The 21,296-nt window shown below is 31.7% G+C and carries 18 protein-coding genes; 16 read left to right on the forward strand and 2 right to left on the reverse strand.

Annotated elements, in window-relative coordinates; all coding sequences use genetic code 11:
• Positions 1-34: 34 nt before the first annotated feature.
• From hisIE to pdxH, 12 genes are all read left to right on the forward strand, one after another.
• Positions 35-631 (forward strand): bifunctional phosphoribosyl-AMP cyclohydrolase/phosphoribosyl-ATP diphosphatase HisIE, encoded by a 597-nt coding sequence (hisIE, locus tag DK441_RS23680; RefSeq protein WP_109853039.1) that lies wholly within the window; start codon positions 35-37, stop codon positions 629-631.
• A 254-nt stretch (positions 632-885) separates the two neighbouring features.
• Entirely contained in the window at positions 886-3,540 is a 2,655-nt protein-coding gene (locus DK441_RS23685) for a gliding motility-associated C-terminal domain-containing protein (RefSeq protein ID WP_109853619.1), read from the forward strand.
• Positions 3,541-3,544: 4 nt separating this feature from the next.
• Positions 3,545-4,462: a type IX secretion system membrane protein PorP/SprF gene (locus DK441_RS23690; RefSeq protein WP_109853040.1), complete on the forward strand. Its 918-nt coding sequence runs from the start codon at positions 3,545-3,547 to the stop codon at positions 4,460-4,462.
• On the forward strand, positions 4,463-6,550 hold the full coding sequence (locus DK441_RS23695; protein WP_109853041.1) for an OmpA family protein: 2,088 nt from the start codon (positions 4,463-4,465) through the stop codon (positions 6,548-6,550).
• Between the two features lie 173 nt (positions 6,551-6,723).
• Positions 6,724-8,544, forward strand: a complete 1,821-nt coding sequence (rpsA, locus tag DK441_RS23700; protein WP_025663730.1) for a 30S ribosomal protein S1 — start codon at positions 6,724-6,726, stop codon at positions 8,542-8,544.
• A 376-nt stretch (positions 8,545-8,920) separates the two neighbouring features.
• Positions 8,921-9,322 (forward strand): hypothetical protein, encoded by a 402-nt coding sequence (locus tag DK441_RS23705; protein ID WP_160112257.1) that lies wholly within the window; start codon positions 8,921-8,923, stop codon positions 9,320-9,322.
• A 223-nt stretch (positions 9,323-9,545) separates the two neighbouring features.
• Positions 9,546-10,085, forward strand: a complete 540-nt coding sequence (pyrR, locus tag DK441_RS23710) for a bifunctional pyr operon transcriptional regulator/uracil phosphoribosyltransferase PyrR (RefSeq protein ID WP_025663732.1) — start codon at positions 9,546-9,548, stop codon at positions 10,083-10,085.
• A 46-nt stretch (positions 10,086-10,131) separates the two neighbouring features.
• Positions 10,132-11,061: an aspartate carbamoyltransferase catalytic subunit gene (locus DK441_RS23715; RefSeq protein ID WP_074406357.1), complete on the forward strand. Its 930-nt coding sequence runs from the start codon at positions 10,132-10,134 to the stop codon at positions 11,059-11,061.
• 3 nt (positions 11,062-11,064) lie between these two features.
• The gene (locus DK441_RS23720) at positions 11,065-11,397 is read left to right on the forward strand and encodes a ribonuclease Z (protein WP_109853043.1); all 333 of its coding nucleotides are present in this window, start codon (positions 11,065-11,067) and stop codon (positions 11,395-11,397) included.
• A 49-nt stretch (positions 11,398-11,446) separates the two neighbouring features.
• Complete coding sequence (locus DK441_RS23725; RefSeq protein ID WP_109853044.1) at positions 11,447-11,905, forward strand: thioredoxin family protein; 459 nt, start codon at positions 11,447-11,449, stop codon at positions 11,903-11,905.
• Positions 11,906-11,967: 62 nt separating this feature from the next.
• The gene (locus DK441_RS23730; RefSeq protein ID WP_109853045.1) at positions 11,968-12,873 is read left to right on the forward strand and encodes a ribonuclease Z; all 906 of its coding nucleotides are present in this window, start codon (positions 11,968-11,970) and stop codon (positions 12,871-12,873) included.
• 74 nt (positions 12,874-12,947) lie between these two features.
• Positions 12,948-13,592: a pyridoxamine 5'-phosphate oxidase gene (pdxH, locus tag DK441_RS23735; RefSeq protein ID WP_109853046.1), complete on the forward strand. Its 645-nt coding sequence runs from the start codon at positions 12,948-12,950 to the stop codon at positions 13,590-13,592.
• A 6-nt stretch (positions 13,593-13,598) separates the two neighbouring features.
• On the opposite strand, the gene DK441_RS23740 is transcribed toward pdxH, so the two are convergent.
• Positions 13,599-15,800 (reverse strand): OmpA family protein, encoded by a 2,202-nt coding sequence (locus DK441_RS23740; RefSeq protein ID WP_109853047.1) that lies wholly within the window; start codon positions 15,798-15,800, stop codon positions 13,599-13,601.
• A gap of 388 nt (positions 15,801-16,188) precedes the next feature.
• Between DK441_RS23740 and DK441_RS23745 the strand changes: the two genes are divergently transcribed.
• The 4 genes from DK441_RS23745 to DK441_RS23760 all read left to right on the forward strand — a co-directional run bounded on the left by DK441_RS23745 (position 16,189) and on the right by DK441_RS23760 (position 20,364).
• Positions 16,189-16,674, forward strand: a complete 486-nt coding sequence (locus DK441_RS23745) for a histidine phosphatase family protein (protein WP_074406351.1) — start codon at positions 16,189-16,191, stop codon at positions 16,672-16,674.
• Entirely contained in the window at positions 16,674-18,779 is a 2,106-nt protein-coding gene (ppk1, locus tag DK441_RS23750; RefSeq protein ID WP_109853048.1) for a polyphosphate kinase 1, read from the forward strand. The genes DK441_RS23745 and ppk1 overlap by 1 nt, the downstream gene beginning before the upstream one ends.
• A gap of 5 nt (positions 18,780-18,784) precedes the next feature.
• Positions 18,785-19,684, forward strand: a complete 900-nt coding sequence (locus DK441_RS23755; protein ID WP_109853049.1) for an exopolyphosphatase — start codon at positions 18,785-18,787, stop codon at positions 19,682-19,684.
• Positions 19,685-19,803: 119 nt separating this feature from the next.
• Entirely contained in the window at positions 19,804-20,364 is a 561-nt protein-coding gene (locus tag DK441_RS23760) for a porin family protein (RefSeq protein ID WP_109853050.1), read from the forward strand.
• A 16-nt stretch (positions 20,365-20,380) separates the two neighbouring features.
• Here DK441_RS23760 and DK441_RS23765 read toward each other — a convergent pair whose 3' ends face one another.
• On the reverse strand, positions 20,381-21,034 hold the full coding sequence (locus DK441_RS23765) for a Crp/Fnr family transcriptional regulator (protein WP_109853051.1): 654 nt from the start codon (positions 21,032-21,034) through the stop codon (positions 20,381-20,383).
• Positions 21,035-21,296 lie beyond the last annotated feature (262 nt).

Consider the following 21,296-nt stretch of genomic DNA (forward strand, 5'->3'; position numbering starts at 1 on the left):
ATATCATAGTAAATTTTTCGAAGTGTTTGATATTATGGAAATAAATTTCAATAAAAATAATGACGGACTTGTTCCTGCTATTATACAAGATGCAATAACTAAGAATGTATTAATGCTTGGATACATGAATCAAGAGGCGTACAATACAACTGTAGAAACAAAAAAAGTAACTTTTTTTAGTCGTACCAAAAATAGATTATGGACAAAAGGAGAAGAAAGTGGTAACATTTTGAATCTAGTAGACATAAAGAATGATTGCGATAATGATTCTCTTTTGATTACAGTGAATCCAATAGGCCCAACTTGTCATAAAGGATCAGATACATGTTGGAACGAAGATAATAAACAATCTTACGGATTTTTGTCAGAGCTTGAAGATGTGATTAGAAATCGAAAAGAAAATCAGAATGATTCAACATCATATGTAGCATCGTTATTTAGGAAAGGAATTAATAAAGTGGCGCAAAAGGTAGGAGAGGAAGCTGTAGAAGTGGTTATAGAAGCTAAAGATGATAATGAAGAGCTATTTTTAAACGAAAGTGCAGACTTATTATTTCATTATTTGATACTTTTACAAGCAAAAGGATATGAGTTAAAAGATATTGTAAAGGTTTTAAAATCTAGAAGTTAATTTATGATAAAAAAATATCACTGAAAACAGGGAGTGTTTTTCTTTCTTTTTTTTGATAAAATTGCAGAATATTATTGTATCAGGATTTCTTTGATTAATAACCTTTTAAAACCTTATGTTTCTTGCTGTTACATATATAAATATTATTATTACTTATGATTAAAAAACTACTCTTCTACACATTTTTTCTTTTGGTGTCTTTTTCTTCATATTCTCAATGTAATTTGGGTCTTACCACTATAGAAAAATGTGGTATGGAAAATATAGACTTCGACGGGATTAACGGACCCGATGGGATTATTAATATATATACTGAGACAGGTACTACACCTGCAGATGGTACATGGCGTATAGATCCAAGATTTAAATCGGCTTTTGATGAAGTAACCGGTAATTTATCTACATGGGCATTAAAAAGAGCAACTACAGCAGTAACTCAAAATGATTACTTTTTCGAATTAATGAATGCTGCCACCTGTGGTACAGATCCGGTTAGAACTGCACGGTTAATTTTAGGTCCATTTTCTGGAGTTGCACTACCACCATCTGGTCCAAATAATGTAAATGCTCAAGGTTGTGACCTTATTGGTTTTGATTTATTTAGTGCGTTTGCATTAGATAGTAATACGCCCTCTCCACATTTGAATGGAGAATGGACATACAATGGTTCGAGTAGTAGTTTTATAAGTGTTGGTAATGATGGTTTTCTTATGGTTGAAATACCTTATCAGCCTGGGTTGCCTTTAGTAGATCAAGAAGTTTTCGAATTGACCTATACCGTTTCTGGTATTGCGGGATGTTCTCCTCCACAACAAACTACCGTTCGGGTAGCTATGGTTAGACAAGTAGATTCGGGAGAATCCGAGCCTACTCATATTTGTGAAGACGATCTTTTGGCAGGAGTATATGATGCCGATATAGATTTAACTAATGACCTATATTTATTAGGAGAAGATATTGAAGGGGTCTGGTTGCCAGAACCTACAGGGCAAATTGATAATTCGCAGGACTCTATGGTTAATTTGAGAGTGATTTATGACAACCTTATTAGCGGTAATAACTTACGATTTGGAAGAGAACAATTTGATTTCATTTACGGTGTAGAGCAGCGTTCTGCGGTGTGTGATGATAAAACTACAAAAGTTAGTTTTGTGTTCTATGAACAGCTAAGGCCATTTAACCAAAAGGATCCTCCTTTTCAAATATGTACTAATATTCCTGGAACAATAGATTTATATGATTTGTTAGAATTTACTACAGAAAACGGCATACCATTCGAATATTTTAGTGATAGAAGTACGAATTGGCGTTTGGTTTCAGGTCCCTCTGATTTAGGGTTACATGTTTTATCACCTCCTGACCCATTAAAACCTTATACACACAGAGGAACAGTAAATACTTTTGGAGCAGATCCTGGTACTTATATTTTTGAATATGCGGTGAGCCCTAATATAAATAGTGATCCCGGTGGTTTTTGTGATCCCTATGAGACCGATATAATGGCAGATTTTTATTGTGAACACCCTTGCGATATTATGACGGCCAGAGTAGAAGTTCAAATATTTGGATTTGACTATGCGGGAGAAGATACAAAAGATATTAACCTGTGCGAATCTCAAGGGCAGGTAGATCTTAGAAGCTTATTAAGAACTAATGGTAATACAATAGCAACTACAGGAGTTTGGATAAATACAGCAGGAGATGTAATTGATAATACGTTTATTTTTCCGAATAGCAGCAGTTCACAAACATTTACATTTACCTACTCAACAAATACAGTAAATGGATGTGTTGATAGTGCAGATTTAACATTTACAATTAACAAATTATCTAATGCAGGAGAAGATGCAAGTGCAACACTATGCTCAGATGATTTAACGATAACCCTTTTTGATCTTTTGGGAGGTAACCCAAGTACAACAGGAACCTGGGCAGGCCCTTTTGGGTATACATCACCAGATCATTTAGGTGTTTTTGATTCTAGTAATGTTTTGCTACCGGTTTTGGGAGCAGGAGAATATATATATGTAGTTCCGGGTAATGCTGGGTGTTCTGCATCAGATCAATCTACAGTAACTATTACTATTGTAGAACCAGTTGATATTGGTAATGATCGAAGTGAAACTTTCTGTAAAATCGATGGTAGGGTTAATTTATATTCACTTTTAGATAGAGATACTCCACGTACTGGAGTTTTTGAAGATACCGATAATACAGGTGCGTTAAACGTAGATGGAGTAGTAGAGTTTGAGACATTAACAAACAATATTTATAATTTTAGATATGTAATAGCAAATACACTGCCTTGTGACCAGTCTTCTTTAAATGTAGCCATACAAATTGTGGATTTACCAATCCCTAACGTACCTCCTCAGGAATTTTGTATTCTTGATGCCGCCAGATTAGAAGATATTGAAGTTGATGTTCTAAATTATAACTGGTACACTACTTTAGAAAGTGAAATTCCTATTATTGATAACCCTTTACTTTTTGATAATCAGGTATATTATATTGCTGCAATTGATGCAAATAATTGTGAATCCGAACGTCTTGAAGTTCCGATAAATATACTAAATACCGGGGAGAGATTTGCAAACGGAGAATTGTGTACTCTTGATTTTCAGGATGGAGTATCACCAAATGGTGATAGTCAGAATGATACTTTTGATTTGTTGATAGAAGAAGTGTATAATATTCCCGAAGCATTTCCTGATTTTGATTTGAAAATATATAATAGATATGGCAGTCTTGTCTATGAAGGAAATATTAATACAGAAGAATTTAGAGGAGAAAGCAATGTGTCAGTACAGTTAGGAGACGATCTTCCTTCGGGAACATACTTTTATGTTTTTGTTCCAAATTTTGAAAATAATTTACCAATACAAGGAAGTTTTTACTTAAGCAGATAAACCAATGAAATTGAAGTTAGTTTTTGTAATGTCAATAATTTTCTGCTCGATGATCTATGCCCAGCAGGAACCACAATATTCTCAATATATGTATAATATGAGTACGGTTAATCCCGCATATGCTACAGGTCAAAATGGTTTGATTTCGACCGGGTTATTATACAGAAGACAATGGACAGGCATTGAAGGGGCTCCGCAGACAGCCAATATATTTGCTAATATCCCTATGAGTGAAAAAATTGAGCTAAGTGTAAATTATGTAAATGATAGGATAGGAGACGCTATCCCTGTTAATAATGATTATATCAACGTTGATTTTGCGTATATCACAAAGATTTCTGATCAGACTCGATTATCATACGGATTGAAAGCAGGTATCAATAATTTCAAAATTGATCCTTCTGGTTCTGATGTCGCTAACGATCCTGCTTTTGCAGATAATACATCTACCACGCAATTAAATATAGGAGCAGGTTTGTATTTGTTTACTAATAATTTTTATGCAGGTATATCCTCGCCCAATTTACTTCCTAGTGATATAGATATCGATGGTATTGGTGTTGCACAAACAAAGACACATATATATGGTATTGCTGGCTATGTTTTTGACTTTGTTGATGAAGTGAAATTAAAACCTTCGATGGTTATTAAGCAAGTTTTAGATTCTCCTTTAACTTTTGATCTTTCGCTAAACTCTTTGATTTATGATAAGTTTGAATTAGGAATATCTTATCGATATACAGACTCTTTTATTGCTTTGGCAGGGTTTAATATTACAAAAAACCTAAAAGTTGGATATTCTTATGATTTTAGTGTAAGTGACTTAAGCGGTTATAATAATGGAAGTCATGAAATTGTAATACTGTTTAATTTTGACCTTCTTAAGTTTAGTAATAAATATTCCTCTCCAAGATTTTTCTAGATGATAAAAGCTAAGATATTATTGATATTAACTATACTGATTACTCAGTTTGCCTTTTCCCAACAAAAAAGCAGAGCAGATCGTTTTTTTGAAAAAGGAGATTATATAAACGCAGCACGGCAATACGAAGATGAGTTAAACCAGGAAGGATATACCAAACATATCCTTAAAAATATTACCACCTCATACTATAATACTTTTCAATTTAGACAGGCGTATCGATATTTAAGGGTATTGACTTCTGGTAAGTTTTATGATAAGGATAAAACATACGATAATCGGTATAACTTTATGATGTACCAGGTACTGTCTGCTTTAGGAGAATATGAAAAATCTGTAGAATACCTCTCTTTGTATAAATCAAATAATACCGTGAGAGATTTTAGTGCCTCTGATGCGATTTCTACAATAGAAGATTTTAAATTGAAAGATGACGATTATACTATAGCAAGTGCTATTTTTAACTCTGAAGCCTCAGAGTTTGGAGCTATTAGGAGAGATAGTATTCTTTACTTTACTACAGATAGACGTCCTTATAGTCCTTTGGATAAGAATTATAGATGGACACATCGTCCGTTTTTGGATATTTATAAGGTGAGAGTAGACAAGGATAATAAACCTGTTTCCGAAATTGAAACGATTTCCAAAGAAATTAATTCAAAACTTCATGAAGGTAATTTCTGTTTTACGGCTGATGGAAATACAATCTACCTATCTAAAAGTAATTCTGAAAAAGGAAAAAAGAAATTTGATAGTATTAATAATAATGCTATTCATTTATATAAGGCTATTAAAGTTGATGGTAAATGGGGTGCGCCAGAGAAATTAGAATTTAATAATGTAAATTATTCTATTGAGCACCCATCTTTAAGTGCAGTGGGAGATACATTGTATTTTAGCTCCAATATGCCTGGAGGATATGGAGATTTTGATATTTATTTTGTTACAGTAAATCAGGATGGTACTTATGGTAAGCCAACTAATGTAGGACCAACTATTAATACCGAGAATCGAGAACAGTTTCCTTTTATTTCAGAAAAAGGAAATCTATTCTTTTCTTCAAATGGGCATTTAGGATTAGGTATGATGGACATATTTGTTTCAGAATTAAGAAGAGGAGAATTTATAAAACCTATTAACTTGGGAGCGCCAATTAATTCTAGCTACGATGATTTTTCTATAACTTATTACAATGAAACAGATGGTTTCTTTGCTTCAAATCGAAAAAAGGCTGGAGATGATATTTATACCTTTTCTCAAATTGGAGATATTTTTCCGCGAGAGTATAGAGCACGTTTTGAAGTTCGGGATTATGCAACCGATAATTATATAGCCAATCCAGATGTTGTTTTATATAATAATGATAATGTAAAGATGTATGAGAGTCAATTAGATTCTATTGCAGCTTTTGATATTAAGATATTTCCCGGGAGATATAATTTTAAAGCTTCTGCAGATAAATATAAAACGAGGACGAAGCCGTTGGTGGTTAAAGAAAAAGAAGAAGAGACCTATATCATCTATTTGGATAGAGCAAAAGATGCCGTTGTAACAGATGAGAGCGATGATAAAAATAGGATACAGATCAACGATAGCACTAATATTAATGAGCGTACCCGAATCAGTGAATCTAATACAGAACGTAGGAAAGAAGAAATTACCAAAACCAGACTAAGAGAAATTCTTCTTGCAGACAAAGATGGCCCTCCGGTTATCGAAAGGAATGGAAAACTATATTTTGATATGCCTCCAATTTATTTTGATTATGATAAATGGAATATACGGGCTGATTCTAAAAAAGTATTGGATAAACTTGCAGTAAAGTTAGAGCGATATAAAACCGTTTATATTAATATAAGTTCTCATACAGATAGTAGAGGTACAGATTCATATAATCAGGTATTATCAGCCAAAAGAGCAGAATCTACTCGTAATTACCTAGCTTTGGTAGGGTATGTAAATGCAAGGAGAATGCAGTTTGTTGGATTTGGAGAATCTCAACCTTTAATTGATTGTGATAGTAAAGTGTGTACAGAAGAAGATCATCAAACCAATCGAAGAAGTGAATTCGAAATTGTTAGGTATTAGTAATTTGCTGAAACACATTATAATCTTTTGTTTTCTAATAAATTAAATTGTACTTTTGCACTCCTTTTTAACGAATAAGAGGATTAAAAAGGACATAGTGTAATTTAATTAATACTTCTGTATAATTTTCGTCTTGATTCTCAATAATATACAGGATACAAATTTTATCTTCAATGTCTGAAGAAACAAAAAACACAGACGTTCAGGAAGTAGAGAAGAAAGCAGTAGCTGAAACTCCACAACAAGCAAACCCTGAACAATTCCTAAAAGATTTTAATTGGCATAACTATGAAGAAGGGATAGATCCTATCGCTGATTCGAAACTTGAAGAGTTTGAAAAGTTAGTTGCCGAGAATTTTGTAGATACCCTAAATGATGAGGTAGTAGATGGAACAGTAATTAACATCACTGATCGTGATGCTATTATTGATATCAATGCCAAAAGTGAAGGTGTTATCTCATTAAACGAATTTCGTTATAACCCAGATCTTAAAGTAGGAGACAAGGTAGAGGTTTTAATTGATGTGCGTGAAGATGCAACAGGTCAATTAATTTTATCTCACCGTAAAGCTCGTGTAATTAAAGCATGGGATAGAGTAAATGGTGCTCATGATACAGGTGAAATCGTAAATGGTTTTGTAAAATGTAGAACCAAAGGTGGTATGATCGTAGATGTATTTGGTATCGAAGCATTCTTACCAGGTTCTCAGATCGATGTGAAGCCAATTCGTGATTATGATGCGTATGTAGGAAAAACAATGGAATTTAAAGTGGTAAAAATAAACCACGAATTCAAAAACGTTGTTGTATCGCATAAAGCACTTATCGAAGCAGATATCGAAGAGCAGAAAAAAGAAATTATTGGTCAATTAGAAAAAGGTCAAGTATTAGAAGGTACGGTTAAGAATGTTACTTCTTACGGTGTATTTGTTGATCTTGGAGGAGTTGATGGATTAGTTCATATTACAGATCTTTCTTGGTCTAGAATCAATCATCCAAATGAGATCGTTGAACTTGATCAGAAATTGAATGTAGTTATCTTAGACTTTGATGAGGCTAAGACTCGTATTCAATTAGGTCTTAAACAATTAAAACCACACCCATGGGAAGCTCTTGATAAAGAACTTAAAGTAGGTGATAAGGTTAAAGGTAAAGTTGTTGTAATTGCTGATTACGGTGCTTTTATTGAAGTTGAAGAAGGAGTAGAAGGATTAATTCACGTTTCAGAAATGTCTTGGTCTACACATTTACGTTCTGCACAAGATTTCGTAAAAGTAGGTGATCAGGTAGAAGCGGTAATTCTTACCTTAGATAGAGAAGAGCGTAAAATGTCTCTTGGTATCAAGCAATTAACTCCAGATCCATGGACAGATATTACTACTAAGTACCCTGTTGGATCTAAGCATAATGGTATTGTTCGTAACTTCACTAATTTTGGTGTATTCGTAGAATTAGAAGAAGGTATCGATGGTTTAATTTATATCTCAGATCTTTCGTGGACTAAGAAAATTAAGCATCCATCAGACTTTACTAATGTAGGTGATAAACTTGATGTAATTGTTCTTGAACTAGATGTAGAAGGACGTAAGTTAAGTCTTGGTCATAAGCAAACAGAAGATAATCCTTGGGATAAATATGAAGGAGAATTTGCTTTAGGAACTAAGCATACTGCAACCATCGGTGAAATTGTAGACAAAGGTGCTACTATAGATTTCAACGAAGATGTTGTTGCTTTTGTACCTTCTCGTCATCTTGAAAAAGAAGATGGAAGTAAGCTTAAGAAAGGTGATGAAGCAGAATTCCAAATTATTGAGTTCAATAAAGAATTCAAGAGAGTGGTTGCTTCTCATACAGCTTTATTCAAGGAAGAAGAAGCTAAAATCGTTAAACAAGCTGCGAAGAAAGCTGCTACAGGTTCAGCAGAAAAAACAACGCTTGGTGATATCGATGCATTAGCAGATCTTAAAGCTAAGATGGAAAAAGGAGGGAACTAGTGTTTTCAACACTTTTTAATATAGTAAAGGCCGTTCTTACGAACGGCCTTTTTGTTTTTAAAAATACACTGTATTCAGGGTTGTTGTGACTCCCGTCTATTTTGAGCTTACTCTATGTAAAATTACAACTCTGCTTTTTTAAAATATACCGTAATCGTGATTATACCTGGGTTTTTGATATATATTGAGAAAAGAAATAACACGGTTATTGAGTCATAATATAATGATATTACTATGTGATAATGTATTGGTGTGGTTGAATTGTAACGTTTTATATCCCTGAAAAATGGGAAGGCATTTTCACTATTAGTGGTATAGTAACAAGGGTGAAGCTTCCTGATATTTGCATTGTAAAAAATCATAAATGTTTTTTAAAATGAAAAATGTAAACAGGGTAATCATATTTGTATTAAATTTCTTAATCATCATTCAGGCAAATGCCAAAGAAACAAATAGGTTGGCAGTTGTAGCAAATGATAAAACGATCATAACATCTGTAAAAAAGAATACAGATACAGAACCAAAAAGTAAAAAAACAAAAAAAGCAATTGAGAATAAAAGTTTTCATTCTATCAAAAAATGGAAAATAACGATAGAATATACAGATGGCGGTATTATGTCTAAAACTATTATGGTACAAGAAAGCTCAGATTTAAGTGCTTTGGAAACAGCATTTTTAGAGGCTGAAAAATACATGGAGACTATTGATAATATAAAGAATTATGAAGTTTCTCCAGTATCCAAAAATTCGTTTGTATTATTAGCTGGTGGGATATAGTATAAAGGATTATTTTATAAAGGCGTAATACGACAATTACGCCTTTTTTTATAGCTAATACTATTGAATTTATCTCTTTTTTAGCTACTATGAATTTAGAACGACTAATTCACATTAATGTGTTTTTAGCAAAGTAGATTTTCTATAGTATGTTATTTAGAAATTGAATTGTATTGTTCTAAAATTTCACTACTTTTGTATTCCAGATATCCATTTGGAGATTATGAGTCAAAAATTACTACTTAGTGCGAAAGAGATTGATATAATTCTGCACCGTTTGGCTTGTCAATTAATTGAAAATCACACGCATTTTAGAGATACTGTTTTAATTGGTATTCAGCCAAGAGGAGCTTTTTTAGCAGATCGTATTAAGAAAATTTTGGTTGATGATTATATGGTAACAGACGTCAAATTAGGTTACCTTGATATTACATTCTATCGAGATGATTTTAGGAGAGGAGAAAAAATTCTTGAAGCTAATAAAACTCATATTGATTTTGTAGTAGAAGATAAACGAATTGTATTTATTGATGATGTGTTGTATACTGGGAGAAGTATTAGAGCAGCTTTAACAGCTGTACAATCCTTTGGAAGACCACAAGAAATCGAACTACTAACATTAATTGATAGGCGTTTTAGTAGACATTTACCTATACAGCCTAATTATAGAGGTCGCCAGGTAGATGCTATAAATCAAGAAAAAGTAAAAGTAGATTGGATAGAAAATGATGGCAAAGATGCCGTGTATTTAATAGAAAATTAAGATCTCTAAATAAGATTGTTTTATTTAAAATTATAAATTAAGACGAATGAGCGAATTAAGTGTACATCACTTATTGGGAATAAAATATCTAAATAAAGAAGATATTGATTTAATCTTTGAGACTGCTGATCACTTTAAAGAAGTTATTAATCGACCAATTAAAAAAGTTCCTTCGCTTAGAGATATAACGATTGCAAATCTTTTCTTCGAAAATAGTACAAGAACAAGATTATCTTTTGAATTAGCAGAAAAACGACTTTCTGCAGATGTAATTAATTTTTCTGCAGCATCTTCTTCTGTAAAGAAAGGAGAAACACTTATTGATACTGTTAATAATATTCTTTCGATGAAAGTAGATATGGTAGTCATGAGGCATCCTAATCCGGGGGCAGGAGTTTTTCTTTCTAAACATGTAGATGCAAGTATTGTTAATGCAGGAGATGGAGCGCATGAGCATCCTACACAAGCTTTGTTGGATTCTTATTCTATACGCGAACGATTAGGAGAGGTAGGAGGAAAGAAGGTTGTGATTGTAGGAGATATTTTGCACTCTAGAGTTGCGCTTTCTAATATCTTTGCTTTAAAATTACAAGGAGCCGAAGTAAAAGTTTGTGGCCCCAAAACTCTGATTCCTAAATATATTGAGAAATTAGGAGTTCAGGTAGAAACAGATCTAAGAAAAGCACTAGACTGGTGCGATGTCGCCAATATGTTGCGTGTACAAAATGAAAGAATGGAGATTAGTTATTTTCCATCAACACGAGAATATACTCAACAATTTGGAGTAAATAAAAAGTTATTGGATAGTCTGAATAAGGAAATTGTAATCATGCACCCAGGACCAATCAATCGTGGAGTAGAAATCACGAGTGATGTTGCTGATTCTAATCAAGCCATAATATTGGATCAGGTACAGAATGGGGTTGCAGTGCGAATGGCTGTAATATATCTTTTAGCTTCAAAAATTAAACGATAATTTATGATTTTTAATAAAGAAGGTTCTACTACTATAATCACACAAGAAAAAACTACAATTATTGAGTTTGTTAAAGGTCTTGAAGACAAGTATGCTTCTCTCGAAAATGATAATATAATTGTTAACTTGTTTTCATTAGAACAAATCTCTGTAGATGATGTTAATGAATTTTTAAGGATTTCTAATCAGCATAAAGCTGCTAAGCATTCATTCGTGATTGTTACAAATAAGATATCCTATGATGAAGTCTTAAGTGAAATAACAATTGTTCCTACGCTACAGGAAGCGTATGATTTGGTAGAAATGGAAGAAATAGAAAGAGATCTAGGTTTTTAAAAAACTGAACTTTTTGTAATTATTTATGCTGCTTTTCGTCTGATAGGTTATGAACAGATTTGCCCCAATTGTAAGTATACTCTTTTTTGTGTGTTTTGGTCATGACGTTATTGCTCAGGACTGGAAATATGATTTTGATGAAGCAAAGTCACTAGCAAAAGAAAAAGATCAAAATATTGTATTGTTTTTTACCGGATCAGATTGGTGCCCTCCCTGTATTAAATTAGAAAGAAATATTTTTTCTAATCAGGAGTTTATAGAATTTGCTGATCAAAAATTTATTTGGGTAAAGGCGGATTTCCCTAAGCGGAAAAAAAATAAACTTTCTTTAACTCAACAAAAGAAAAATGAGATACTTGCTCAAAAATATAATAGAAAATGGGTTTTTCCTGTTATTCTAGTTTTGGATAAGGAAGGAAAAGTATTAGGAGTAACAGGGTATAGAAGAAATCTTGATGCCAAAGGATATATATCATTATTAACATCGTTTGATTCTTTTGGTCGTTAGATTGATTTATAAATAAGATTAGATTATATTCACAGCCTGTTTAACAAATAGGAAAAATAATTTTGAAACTTACGATTTTAGGTTGCTATTCTGCAACTCCCCGAACATTTACAAACCCAACTTCTCAGGTCTTAGAAATAAACAACCATATCTTTTTAATTGATTGTGGTGAAGGAACCCAGGTAGAATTAAGACGAAATAAAATCAAGTTTTCAAGAATCAAACATATTTTTATTTCACATCTTCATGGAGATCACTTTTTCGGACTAATTGGATTAGTATCTACTTTTAGATTACTTGGTAGAGATATACCATTACATATTCATGGTCCTAAGGGAATAAAAGAAGTTATTACATTACAGTTAAAACTTTCTAATTCGTGGACAGATTACCCATTATACTTTCATGAACTTACCAATACAGAATCAGAGATTGTTTTTGAAGACGAAAAAGTAATTGTACGTACAATACCTTTACAACATAGGGTATATTGTAATGGGTTTTTATTTCAGGAAAAACCAGGTGACCGAACCTTGTTAATAGACAAGGTATCTGATTATGATATTGATAAGGCATATTATCGTGCGATAAAAAAGGGAAAAGATGTTGTTTTAGACAATGGTACCGTGATTTCTAATGAAGAGCTGACCGATCCTCCTAAACCCGGTAAGAGCTATGCATTTTGTAGTGATACTAAGTATAATGAAGAAAAAATTCCTTTAATCAAAGACGTTACTGTATTGTATCACGAATCTACTTTTTTAGAAAGCCATAAACATTTGTGTGCAAAAACTGGTCACAGTTCGGCTATTGAAGCTGCTACTATTGCCAAAAAGGCAAATGTTGGATCCTTAATTTTAGGCCATTATTCTACCAGGTATGAAAATATTGAACTTTTTAGGGAAGAAGCAAAAACTGTTTTTGATGATGTAGAAATAGCTGATGATGGTAAAGTGTTTGAGTATTGATATGGTAAAAATTATCTACTTATTATTGTTTTCTATATTTTAAAAATAGGTAAATTGCATAATAATTTGAGATAATGAATAGAGATCTAACAGCATACAGAAAGTCATACGAAAAAAGTTGTTTAGAGGAAGAGAATCTCCCGGATTCTCCTTTTAAGCTTTTTTCTGATTGGTTTGCAGAAGTAGAAGAGGCTGGCGGAGTTGATGAGGCTAATGCAATGACAATAACTACTACAGGATTAGACGGATTTCCAAAAGCAAGAATAGTATTGTTAAAACATTTTGATGAAGACGGTTTTGTGTTTTATACTAATTATTCTTCAGAAAAAGGTAAAGCTATTGCTGCTAATAATAAAGTATGTATTTCCTTTTTTTGGCCTAATTTAGAACGACAGGTAATTATTAAAGGTACAGCACAAAAAACAAAAGAAGAAGAAAGCACTCGTTATTTTTTATCTCGCCCAAGAGGAAGTCAATTAGGAGCTTTGGCATCTGATCAAAGCGAAGTGATTAAATCAAGAGAAGCGTTAGAAAAGCGATTACAATCTTTAGAAAAGGAATATAAAGATATCGATATACCTATGCCTAAATTTTGGGGAGGGTATTGTATAGCACCTATTGAGTTCGAATTTTGGCAAGGTAGAGCTAATCGATTGCATGATCGAATTCGTTATGCTAATCAAAAAAAGAATTGGGAGATAGAAAGATTATCTCCGTGAAAAAAATTACATAATTACAAAACTAGAACGTCTGTTCTTTTGGTATTGGTCTTCAGAACAGTCTTCTCCATCTTTACAGTTATTAACAGGTCTGGTTTCTCCAAATCCAACATAAGAGAGAATTCTGTTTTTAGAGATATTTTTACTTATCAAATAATTATAAATGGATTCTGCTCTTTTTTGAGAAAGGGTTAGGTTATAATTTTCTTCACCACGACTATCAGAATGAGTTTCTATTTTGATTACCATATTTGGGTAGTCATTATTCATAATTTCTACCACTTTATCAAGCTCAATTTCTGCCTTTTCGGTGATATCCCATTTATCAAAATCAAAATAAATTTCATTCAAGTTTATCAGATCATTTATGGTTTTGGTCAATTTTAAATCTGATTTTAAAGGTGATTCAGGTGTACCACTAGACTTCACAATATCCCCAGAAGCAATACCGCCGCTTTTTGTGTTATTAGATTTAGTTACTTCATCCATCTCCCCAGGTATTACCGCAGCAAATTGGCTATTCATTTTCTTTTTAGGAATAGAAACAAGACGGCTGGCATTAGGACAGTTTAATTCACTAATATCTATAGCTAATTTAAATTGATAGAAATCTGGTAGTTCACAAGAGTTGATATGATTATATCCTTTAGAATATTTTACGGTTTCATTTAGGGTTCCATTAAACTCGGCCATCACTGGTTGGTCCACTACAAGAATATCATCAATTGTGTTAATTGACTCGCATTCGGTGTCTACAATCACATTATAACTAATTTTAAATGGTTCACTATCTGTTCTTACCATTTTATTAGGTACTATGAAGTTTAATGTTCGAGATGCTTTGTCGTATTTTACCTTTATTCTTTTGGAGGGTAAAATCATAGTTTTTTCAGAAAGGATTACATTTTTTGGTAAAACATCTTTTATGGTAGTATTTTTTGCATCATCATTACCATCATTATATATGGTAAGGTTATATGTTATTTCTTGTTTTGGAGCTAAAACATCATTTGGATGAATGTATTGATCATTAGCGGTATATTTTGATCTTTTTACAATATGAATTGCAGGCTCGTATATTTCTACACTAAATGCAACTGCCATGACAGAATACCCATCATTATTAGTTGATAATCTAAATTTAGCTTCTGTTTGATTGTTACCTATAATACTATTTCTTACATTTTTTATATCAAATAAATCAGCATCATATCCCAATGTATTTTGGCTTGCAGGGACTCTGGTTTTTACATTTTTTCCATTTTCAGTGATATTGGCATTAAAGAAGTTGTTCATAGGATTGATGCCATCTGCAAGACTTTTATATCTATTAGTTTCATTAGACATTACCTGAAAACGATCTCCTATAATTCCTTTGTCTCCTTCATAAGCAATTACACCTATTTTTCCGTGAACTGCTCCATTAGGAATAGTTTGAAAATTGTTAAAAGAAAAAGCTACAGGTTTTGCTTTTGAGTCAATATTTACAAAACCATCATATACATAAAATCTTTTTCTGGGTTTGGTGTCATCCTCATAAATTACAACCATTGTCCATCCGCCGGCAAGGCCATTACCTAAAGTGTCATCATCATTTACCGCACTAGTAGTAGCTGGGATGTTTGCAACAGTATATGTTCCTAATGGATTTTCTAATTCTAAAATATCTGCAGTGATATCTTTATAGCAAGAATATTGTTTGAACATAGATTCACCATCATTATAGTAATCATGAATTATTTGTCCATTACTAATGGTCGAATAAGACTGTTGTCCAGGATATTTTATTTTTATAGAAGTAATATCATGTTGTCTGTTGTCATCTGCATAAGCAGCTGTCCAATATAAACCAACATGTTTAATAGTATTACAGCTAGAATCAATATCTAAATCTGCACTACTAGAATTAAAAGTAGTTAGGTCATTATCAATATCGATAAAGCCCATCTTAAACAGATTGTTTAATCCACCATCATTGTAGCTTTTATTAGGATCAAATACATCAGACCCATCATCATTACTAACTTTACCCAAAACAGTATTAGATACAAACTTAAAATCCCCCTTAAGTGTTAATTCTGTACGTTTCTTAAGAGGCACCTCTACCTGTCCATATGCAATTGTAGAACCAATACTGCATATGAATATAAGTAGGAACATATTTTGAAACCATTTAAGATTTCTTTTTATAGTAATCACTTTTTCCACCTTTTTTTGTTTTTTATTACCCTACTGATATTATGATAAATTTGTGCTCATAATGTTTGGAGGAAACACTCTGATTTAAGGGAAAACCGTATGTAAATTTATATTTTAACATTTAATTATATACGAAAAAAAACATGTTTTCGATGTAAATGTCATTTTTATCGATTAAAATCAAACGTTTATTATGTTCATTTTCATTATTTTAGCTGTTTTCTCTGTTAATTTTATATTAATTATTTGATAAGTATAGTAGCATAAATATGAAAACCAATCTTACTTATAATTACATAAAAATTGATTTTTTATATTCTTATATTTAAGATTTGTAAAAACGAATCCTTAAACTTGTATTAAATAACTTCATTTTTGCTAAAATAGTATCAGATTCATGAAAACTTTATATATAATAAGACACGCAAAATCTTCTTGGGAATTTGATGTATCGGATGATAAAAGACCTCTTAATGATAGAGGAGTAAGAGATGCCGGATTGGTAGGTGAACATTTGAAAACACTGGTAAAACCGATCGATAAAGTTTTATGTAGCCCTGCTAAAAGGGCGTATAGTACTGCAAAAATTATTGTAAGTCATTTAGATATTCCAGAAAACATATTTTCTTTAGAACCAAAACTTTATGATTTTGAGGGAACCCAGGTTATTGATGTGATAAAAAATTGTCACAATGATATTAATACTTTAATGATATTTGGGCATAATCATGCTTTTACTTCGATCGCTAACCTTTTTGGAGATCAACATATAGATAATCTCCCGACTGCCGGAGTAGTTGCTATAGAATTTGAAGTAGATATGTGGCAAAATATTTCTGTAGGAAAAAACTTATTAACAATTTTTCCCAAATCTTTGAGATAATGACAGAAAATATTAAAAATCAATATATTAATAGAGAATTAAGTTGGCTTCAGTTTAATGCAAGAGTACTACAAGAAGCTTCAGATGATACAGTTCCACTATTAGAAAGGTTACGTTTTATAGGTATATTTTCTAATAATCTGGATGAGTTTTTTAAGGTGAGGTATGCTACCATTAAACGAATAGACCAGGCTGGAAAGGATGGGAAAAATGTACTTAAAGGCACTACGGCAAACGAACTACTAGAAAAGATTACAAATATAGTTATCAAGCAACAAGCAGAAAGTCTTAAAACCATTGATAATATTAAAATTGAACTTGAAAATCATAATATTTTTATTATTGATGAAAATCAGGTTACACCAGATCAAGATGCTTTTATTCGTAACTATTTTGTAAGTAAAGTTAGTCCGGCTTTAGTTACTTATATACTAAATGATCTAGAAAAATTTCCACACCTAAAAGATAGTGTAGCGTATTTAGCAGTAAAACTGGTACTAAAGGATAAAGTTCCTAAAGAAGGGCGAATCTCCAAAATATTACAACAAACCACCAAAGAAAAAATATATGCACTAATCGAGATACCAAAAAATACAGATCGATTTGTTGTACTTCCCGAAAAGGATGGAAAACAATTCATTATCATTTTAGATGATTTGATCAGGTATTGTATGCATATTAACTTTAGTATATTTAATTATGATCGGGCATCAGCCCATATGATTAAAATAACCCGGGACGCCCAGTTGGATTTTGATAATGATCTAAGTAAAAGTTTTATCCAAAAAATATCAAGTAGTGTACGATCTCGCCGTGACGGAGAACCAGTTCGATTTGTATATGATAAAACTATCGAAAGAGATACCCTTGATTTTTTAATGGAAAAAATGGGAGTTGAAAATACAGATAGTATTATTCCTGGAGGAAGATATCATAATCGCAGAGATTATATGAATTTTCCAGATTTGGGCGCTATTAATTTGGTATACCAACCCATTAAACCTTTAGCTATACCTGGTCTTGTTTTGCAAGGAAGCTTATTAGATAAGATAGCCAAAAAAGATTTTCTGCAATACACACCTTATCATACGTTCTCATATACGGTAAAGTTTTTAAGAGAATCTGCAATTGACCCAAAAGTAAAAAGTATTAAAATTACTATATACAGATTGGCAAATATATCTCATATTGCCAGTTCTCTTATAAATGCTGCCAAAAATGGTAAAAACGTTACTGTACAAATAGAATTACAAGCTCGTTTCGATGAAGCTGCAAATATTCGTTATGCAGAGCAAATGCAAAGAGAAGGTATACATTTGATTTTTGGAGTTACCGGGCTTAAAGTACATTGTAAAGCATGTGTAATCGAACGAGAAGAAAAAGGAAAACTTAAACGATATGGTTTTATAAGTACTGGAAATTTTAACGAATCTACAGCAAAAATCTATACCGATTATACTTTGTTTACAACCAATGAATCTATTCTGAAGGAAACCAATAGAGTATTTAAATTTTTTGAAATAAATTATAAAATAAACCGCTATAAACATTTGTTGGTATCCCCGCATTATACAAGATCTTCTCTGGTGAAACTAATAGAAAAAGAGATTAGAAATGTAAAAGAAGGCAAACCAGCAGGAATTAAACTGAAATTAAATAGCTTAAGTGATTATGATATGATAGATAAGCTATATGAAGCAAGTAGAGCGGGAGTGAAAATAGATTTAATTATTAGAGGTATCTGTTGTCTGATACCTGGTATCCCGGGAATGAGTGAAAATATACGAGCAATAAGTGTAATAGATAAGTTTTTAGAACACACACGATTATACATATTTCAAAATGGAGAAGAGCCAAAAGTATATATATCATCGGCAGATTGGATGACACGTAACTTAGATAGAAGAGTAGAGATTTCTTGTCCCATCTATGATGAGGATATCAAATTAGAGTTAATGGATACTTTTGATATTTGCTGGAACGATAATGTTAAAGCCAGAAGACTTTCTAAAGAGCAAGATAATGTGTACATTAAAAACGATAATGAGAAAGTAAGATCACAAAAAGCAACATACGACTATTATTTAAAAAAACTAGGAAATTAATTATTTTGTTAACTATAGAAAAATATGGAGCCATAGATATAGGTTCCAATGCGGTACGATTATTAATAAGTAGTATTCACGAAGAGAAAGGAAAAACTACTAGATTTAAAAAAACAAGCCTCGTTAGAGTACCCATACGATTAGGAGAAGATGTTTTTAAATCTGGACGGGTTTCTCAGGAAAATATTACTAGAATGATAGACGCTATGCAAGCATATCAGCTATTAATGAAAACGCATAAAGTGATTAGATATAAAGCTTGTGCAACATCTGCTATGCGCGAAGCTGAGAATGGAGAAGAAGTAGCTCGCCTTATTAAAGAGAAAACTGGTATTCAAATAGATATTATAGATGGTAAAGATGAAGCCGCTATAATTGCAATGACCGATTTACACGAGTTGGTAAATACAGATGCAACATATCTATATGTAGATGTTGGGGGTGGTAGTACAGAGTTTACACTATACCATAATGGAAATACTATTACATCTAGATCATTTAAATTAGGAACAGTAAGACTTCTTAATAATTTGGTTTCTGATGAAGTATGGAAAAATGTAGAAGATTGGATTAAGGAAAGTATTGTAGGCTACCGTAAAGTTTCATTAATTGGATCTGGAGGAAACATTAATAATATTTTTAAGAATAGTGGTAAAAGAATGGGTAAACCACTATCTTTTTTATATCTAAGTTCATATTATAAATTACTTAATTCTTTAACCTACGAAGAAAGAATTTGGCAACTTAATTTAAATCAAGATAGAGCAGATGTAATTATTCCAGCTACTCGAATATATCTTTCGGCAATGAAATGGAGTGGTTCTAGAGAAATCTTTGTTCCAAAAATTGGCCTATCAGACGGGATTATAAAATCATTATATAATGAAAAACTAAATAATCGTTGAAATTCATAAGTAATACGTTTTATCGATTTTTTAAGGGTAATAATCTGTATAGAGCTCTAAAATGTTAATGAAAATCCATTATTTTGTATTAAATTGAACCGTAACCTAATATTTATATTATGAAAAAAACAGTACTATTCACTGTGATTTTATTAATGTTTGTTGTTTTAAAATCTCAAGCTCAAGAGATTGCATATGGAATAAGACTTGGAGCTAATCTAAGTTCTATTAGTTCTGATGATATTCCCGAAGATCTTAAAGATAGCAGATTTGGTATAGTAGCAGGGTTCTTAGCAGAAGTTCCTATTAACCAAAAATGGAGTATTCAACCTGAGTTTCAATATTCTTCTTTAGGTAATGATGACGAATCTCTAAGAGTAGACTATCTTCAATTACCAATAGTGCTTAAATATAATTTTTCTGAATTGTTTAATGTTCATATTGGGCCTCAAGTAGGGCTTAAAATTTGGGAATGGGAAGATAATTCGACAGGAGAAACCAATTTTAATACATTTAACTTATCTGCAGTTGCTGGTATTGGAGTACATATTACAGAGAATTTCTTTGCTGATTTACGATATGGTTTTGGCGTCTCTAATATTATAGATGATGAAGATATTCCTGGAGGAGCAAAAGGAAGTAATAGGAATATTCAACTCTCTTTTGGTTATAAGTTATAATAATAGGGTAGAAATATTATACATCATATTGCTTATAGTTATCAAAGAAAGACTTCTTTATGATAATACTTTTGTTACTGTATTCTAACAAAAGATTACTATTAAATTTATTAATGATTTTGTTGGTTGTTACTCTGGAAACCCTAATGTAATTAGACAGCTCATTTTGATTAAGAGGAGAGTCTATAATAATTTTTTCAGAATTGTAAGGACACCCAAATTTTTCTTTAAATTCAAAGAGCACTTTTATCAACCGTAATTCTGCAGATTGAATTTGAAGTGTTTTTATTCTGTTTTCATACTCTTGATATTCCTTACCTAGTATTGATAAAAAATCTTTATAAAGATTAGGATTTTTTTTTATAGTCTTTTGTATGATGTTTTTATCAAACTCATACACTTTTGTTTCTTCACTAAGAGATTCGTACATACAATATGAACAAAAATCTATAAAAATAGAACTTGCGCCAAAAACTTGATTTTTTGTCAATATAATGAGAACTACCTCTTCTCCGTGGTCAGTGAAACAACCAATTTTCATAACTCCATTCTTAATAAGATAGATTTTTTTAGAGCATGCCCCTGTACTTTTTATAATCTCATTTTGATAATAAATGTTACACTTATATTGATTGTTTTTTACTAAAATGTTTAATAATTCAAAGCACATAGGGGTTATTTTTAGAAATTGAATTATTTACTGACCTTCATTAAATAAATGTTAAAAAATTGAATTGTTAACAGATAATTAAGTTTTTTATTGTGACTTATACGCATTCTTTTTACGCTAAAAATGTAATATCACACCAATCATAACCAAAATAAAAAAGATTAAATGTTAGAATTTTTATATCAATAATTTCGATGCGTTTCTAATTTCGATGCAACAAATATTAACTCCTAATTTGCACAAACTCATGAAGCGCACAAAC

The organism is Aquimarina sp. AU58, from assembly GCF_900312745.1.
In the GTDB taxonomy this organism is placed as follows: domain Bacteria; phylum Bacteroidota; class Bacteroidia; order Flavobacteriales; family Flavobacteriaceae; genus Aquimarina; species Aquimarina spinulae.

What these genes read in the sequence shown, in the direction of transcription:
- DK441_RS23760 (WP_109853050.1), top strand. Translation starts at nt 19,804, where the DNA reads ATGAAAAAAACAGTACTATTCACTGTGATTTTATTAATGTTTGTTGTT.
- pyrR (WP_025663732.1), top strand. Translation starts at nt 9,546, where the DNA reads ATGAGTCAAAAATTACTACTTAGTGCGAAAGAGATTGATATAATTCTG.
- DK441_RS23765 (WP_109853051.1), bottom strand. Translation starts at nt 21,034, where the DNA reads ATGTGCTTTGAATTATTAAACATTTTAGTAAAAAACAATCAATATAAG.
- DK441_RS23745 (WP_074406351.1), top strand. Translation starts at nt 16,189, where the DNA reads ATGAAAACTTTATATATAATAAGACACGCAAAATCTTCTTGGGAATTT.
- hisIE (WP_109853039.1), top strand. Translation starts at nt 35, where the DNA reads ATGGAAATAAATTTCAATAAAAATAATGACGGACTTGTTCCTGCTATT.
- pdxH (WP_109853046.1), top strand. Translation starts at nt 12,948, where the DNA reads ATGAATAGAGATCTAACAGCATACAGAAAGTCATACGAAAAAAGTTGT.
- DK441_RS23715 (WP_074406357.1), top strand. Translation starts at nt 10,132, where the DNA reads ATGAGCGAATTAAGTGTACATCACTTATTGGGAATAAAATATCTAAAT.
- DK441_RS23695 (WP_109853041.1), top strand. Translation starts at nt 4,463, where the DNA reads ATGATAAAAGCTAAGATATTATTGATATTAACTATACTGATTACTCAG.
- DK441_RS23725 (WP_109853044.1), top strand. Translation starts at nt 11,447, where the DNA reads ATGAACAGATTTGCCCCAATTGTAAGTATACTCTTTTTTGTGTGTTTT.
- ppk1 (WP_109853048.1), top strand. Translation starts at nt 16,674, where the DNA reads ATGACAGAAAATATTAAAAATCAATATATTAATAGAGAATTAAGTTGG.
- DK441_RS23705 (WP_160112257.1), top strand. Translation starts at nt 8,921, where the DNA reads ATGAAAAATGTAAACAGGGTAATCATATTTGTATTAAATTTCTTAATC.
- DK441_RS23690 (WP_109853040.1), top strand. Translation starts at nt 3,545, where the DNA reads ATGAAATTGAAGTTAGTTTTTGTAATGTCAATAATTTTCTGCTCGATG.
- DK441_RS23720 (WP_109853043.1), top strand. Translation starts at nt 11,065, where the DNA reads ATGATTTTTAATAAAGAAGGTTCTACTACTATAATCACACAAGAAAAA.
- rpsA (WP_025663730.1), top strand. Translation starts at nt 6,724, where the DNA reads ATGTCTGAAGAAACAAAAAACACAGACGTTCAGGAAGTAGAGAAGAAA.
- DK441_RS23685 (WP_109853619.1), top strand. Translation starts at nt 886, where the DNA reads ATGGAAAATATAGACTTCGACGGGATTAACGGACCCGATGGGATTATT.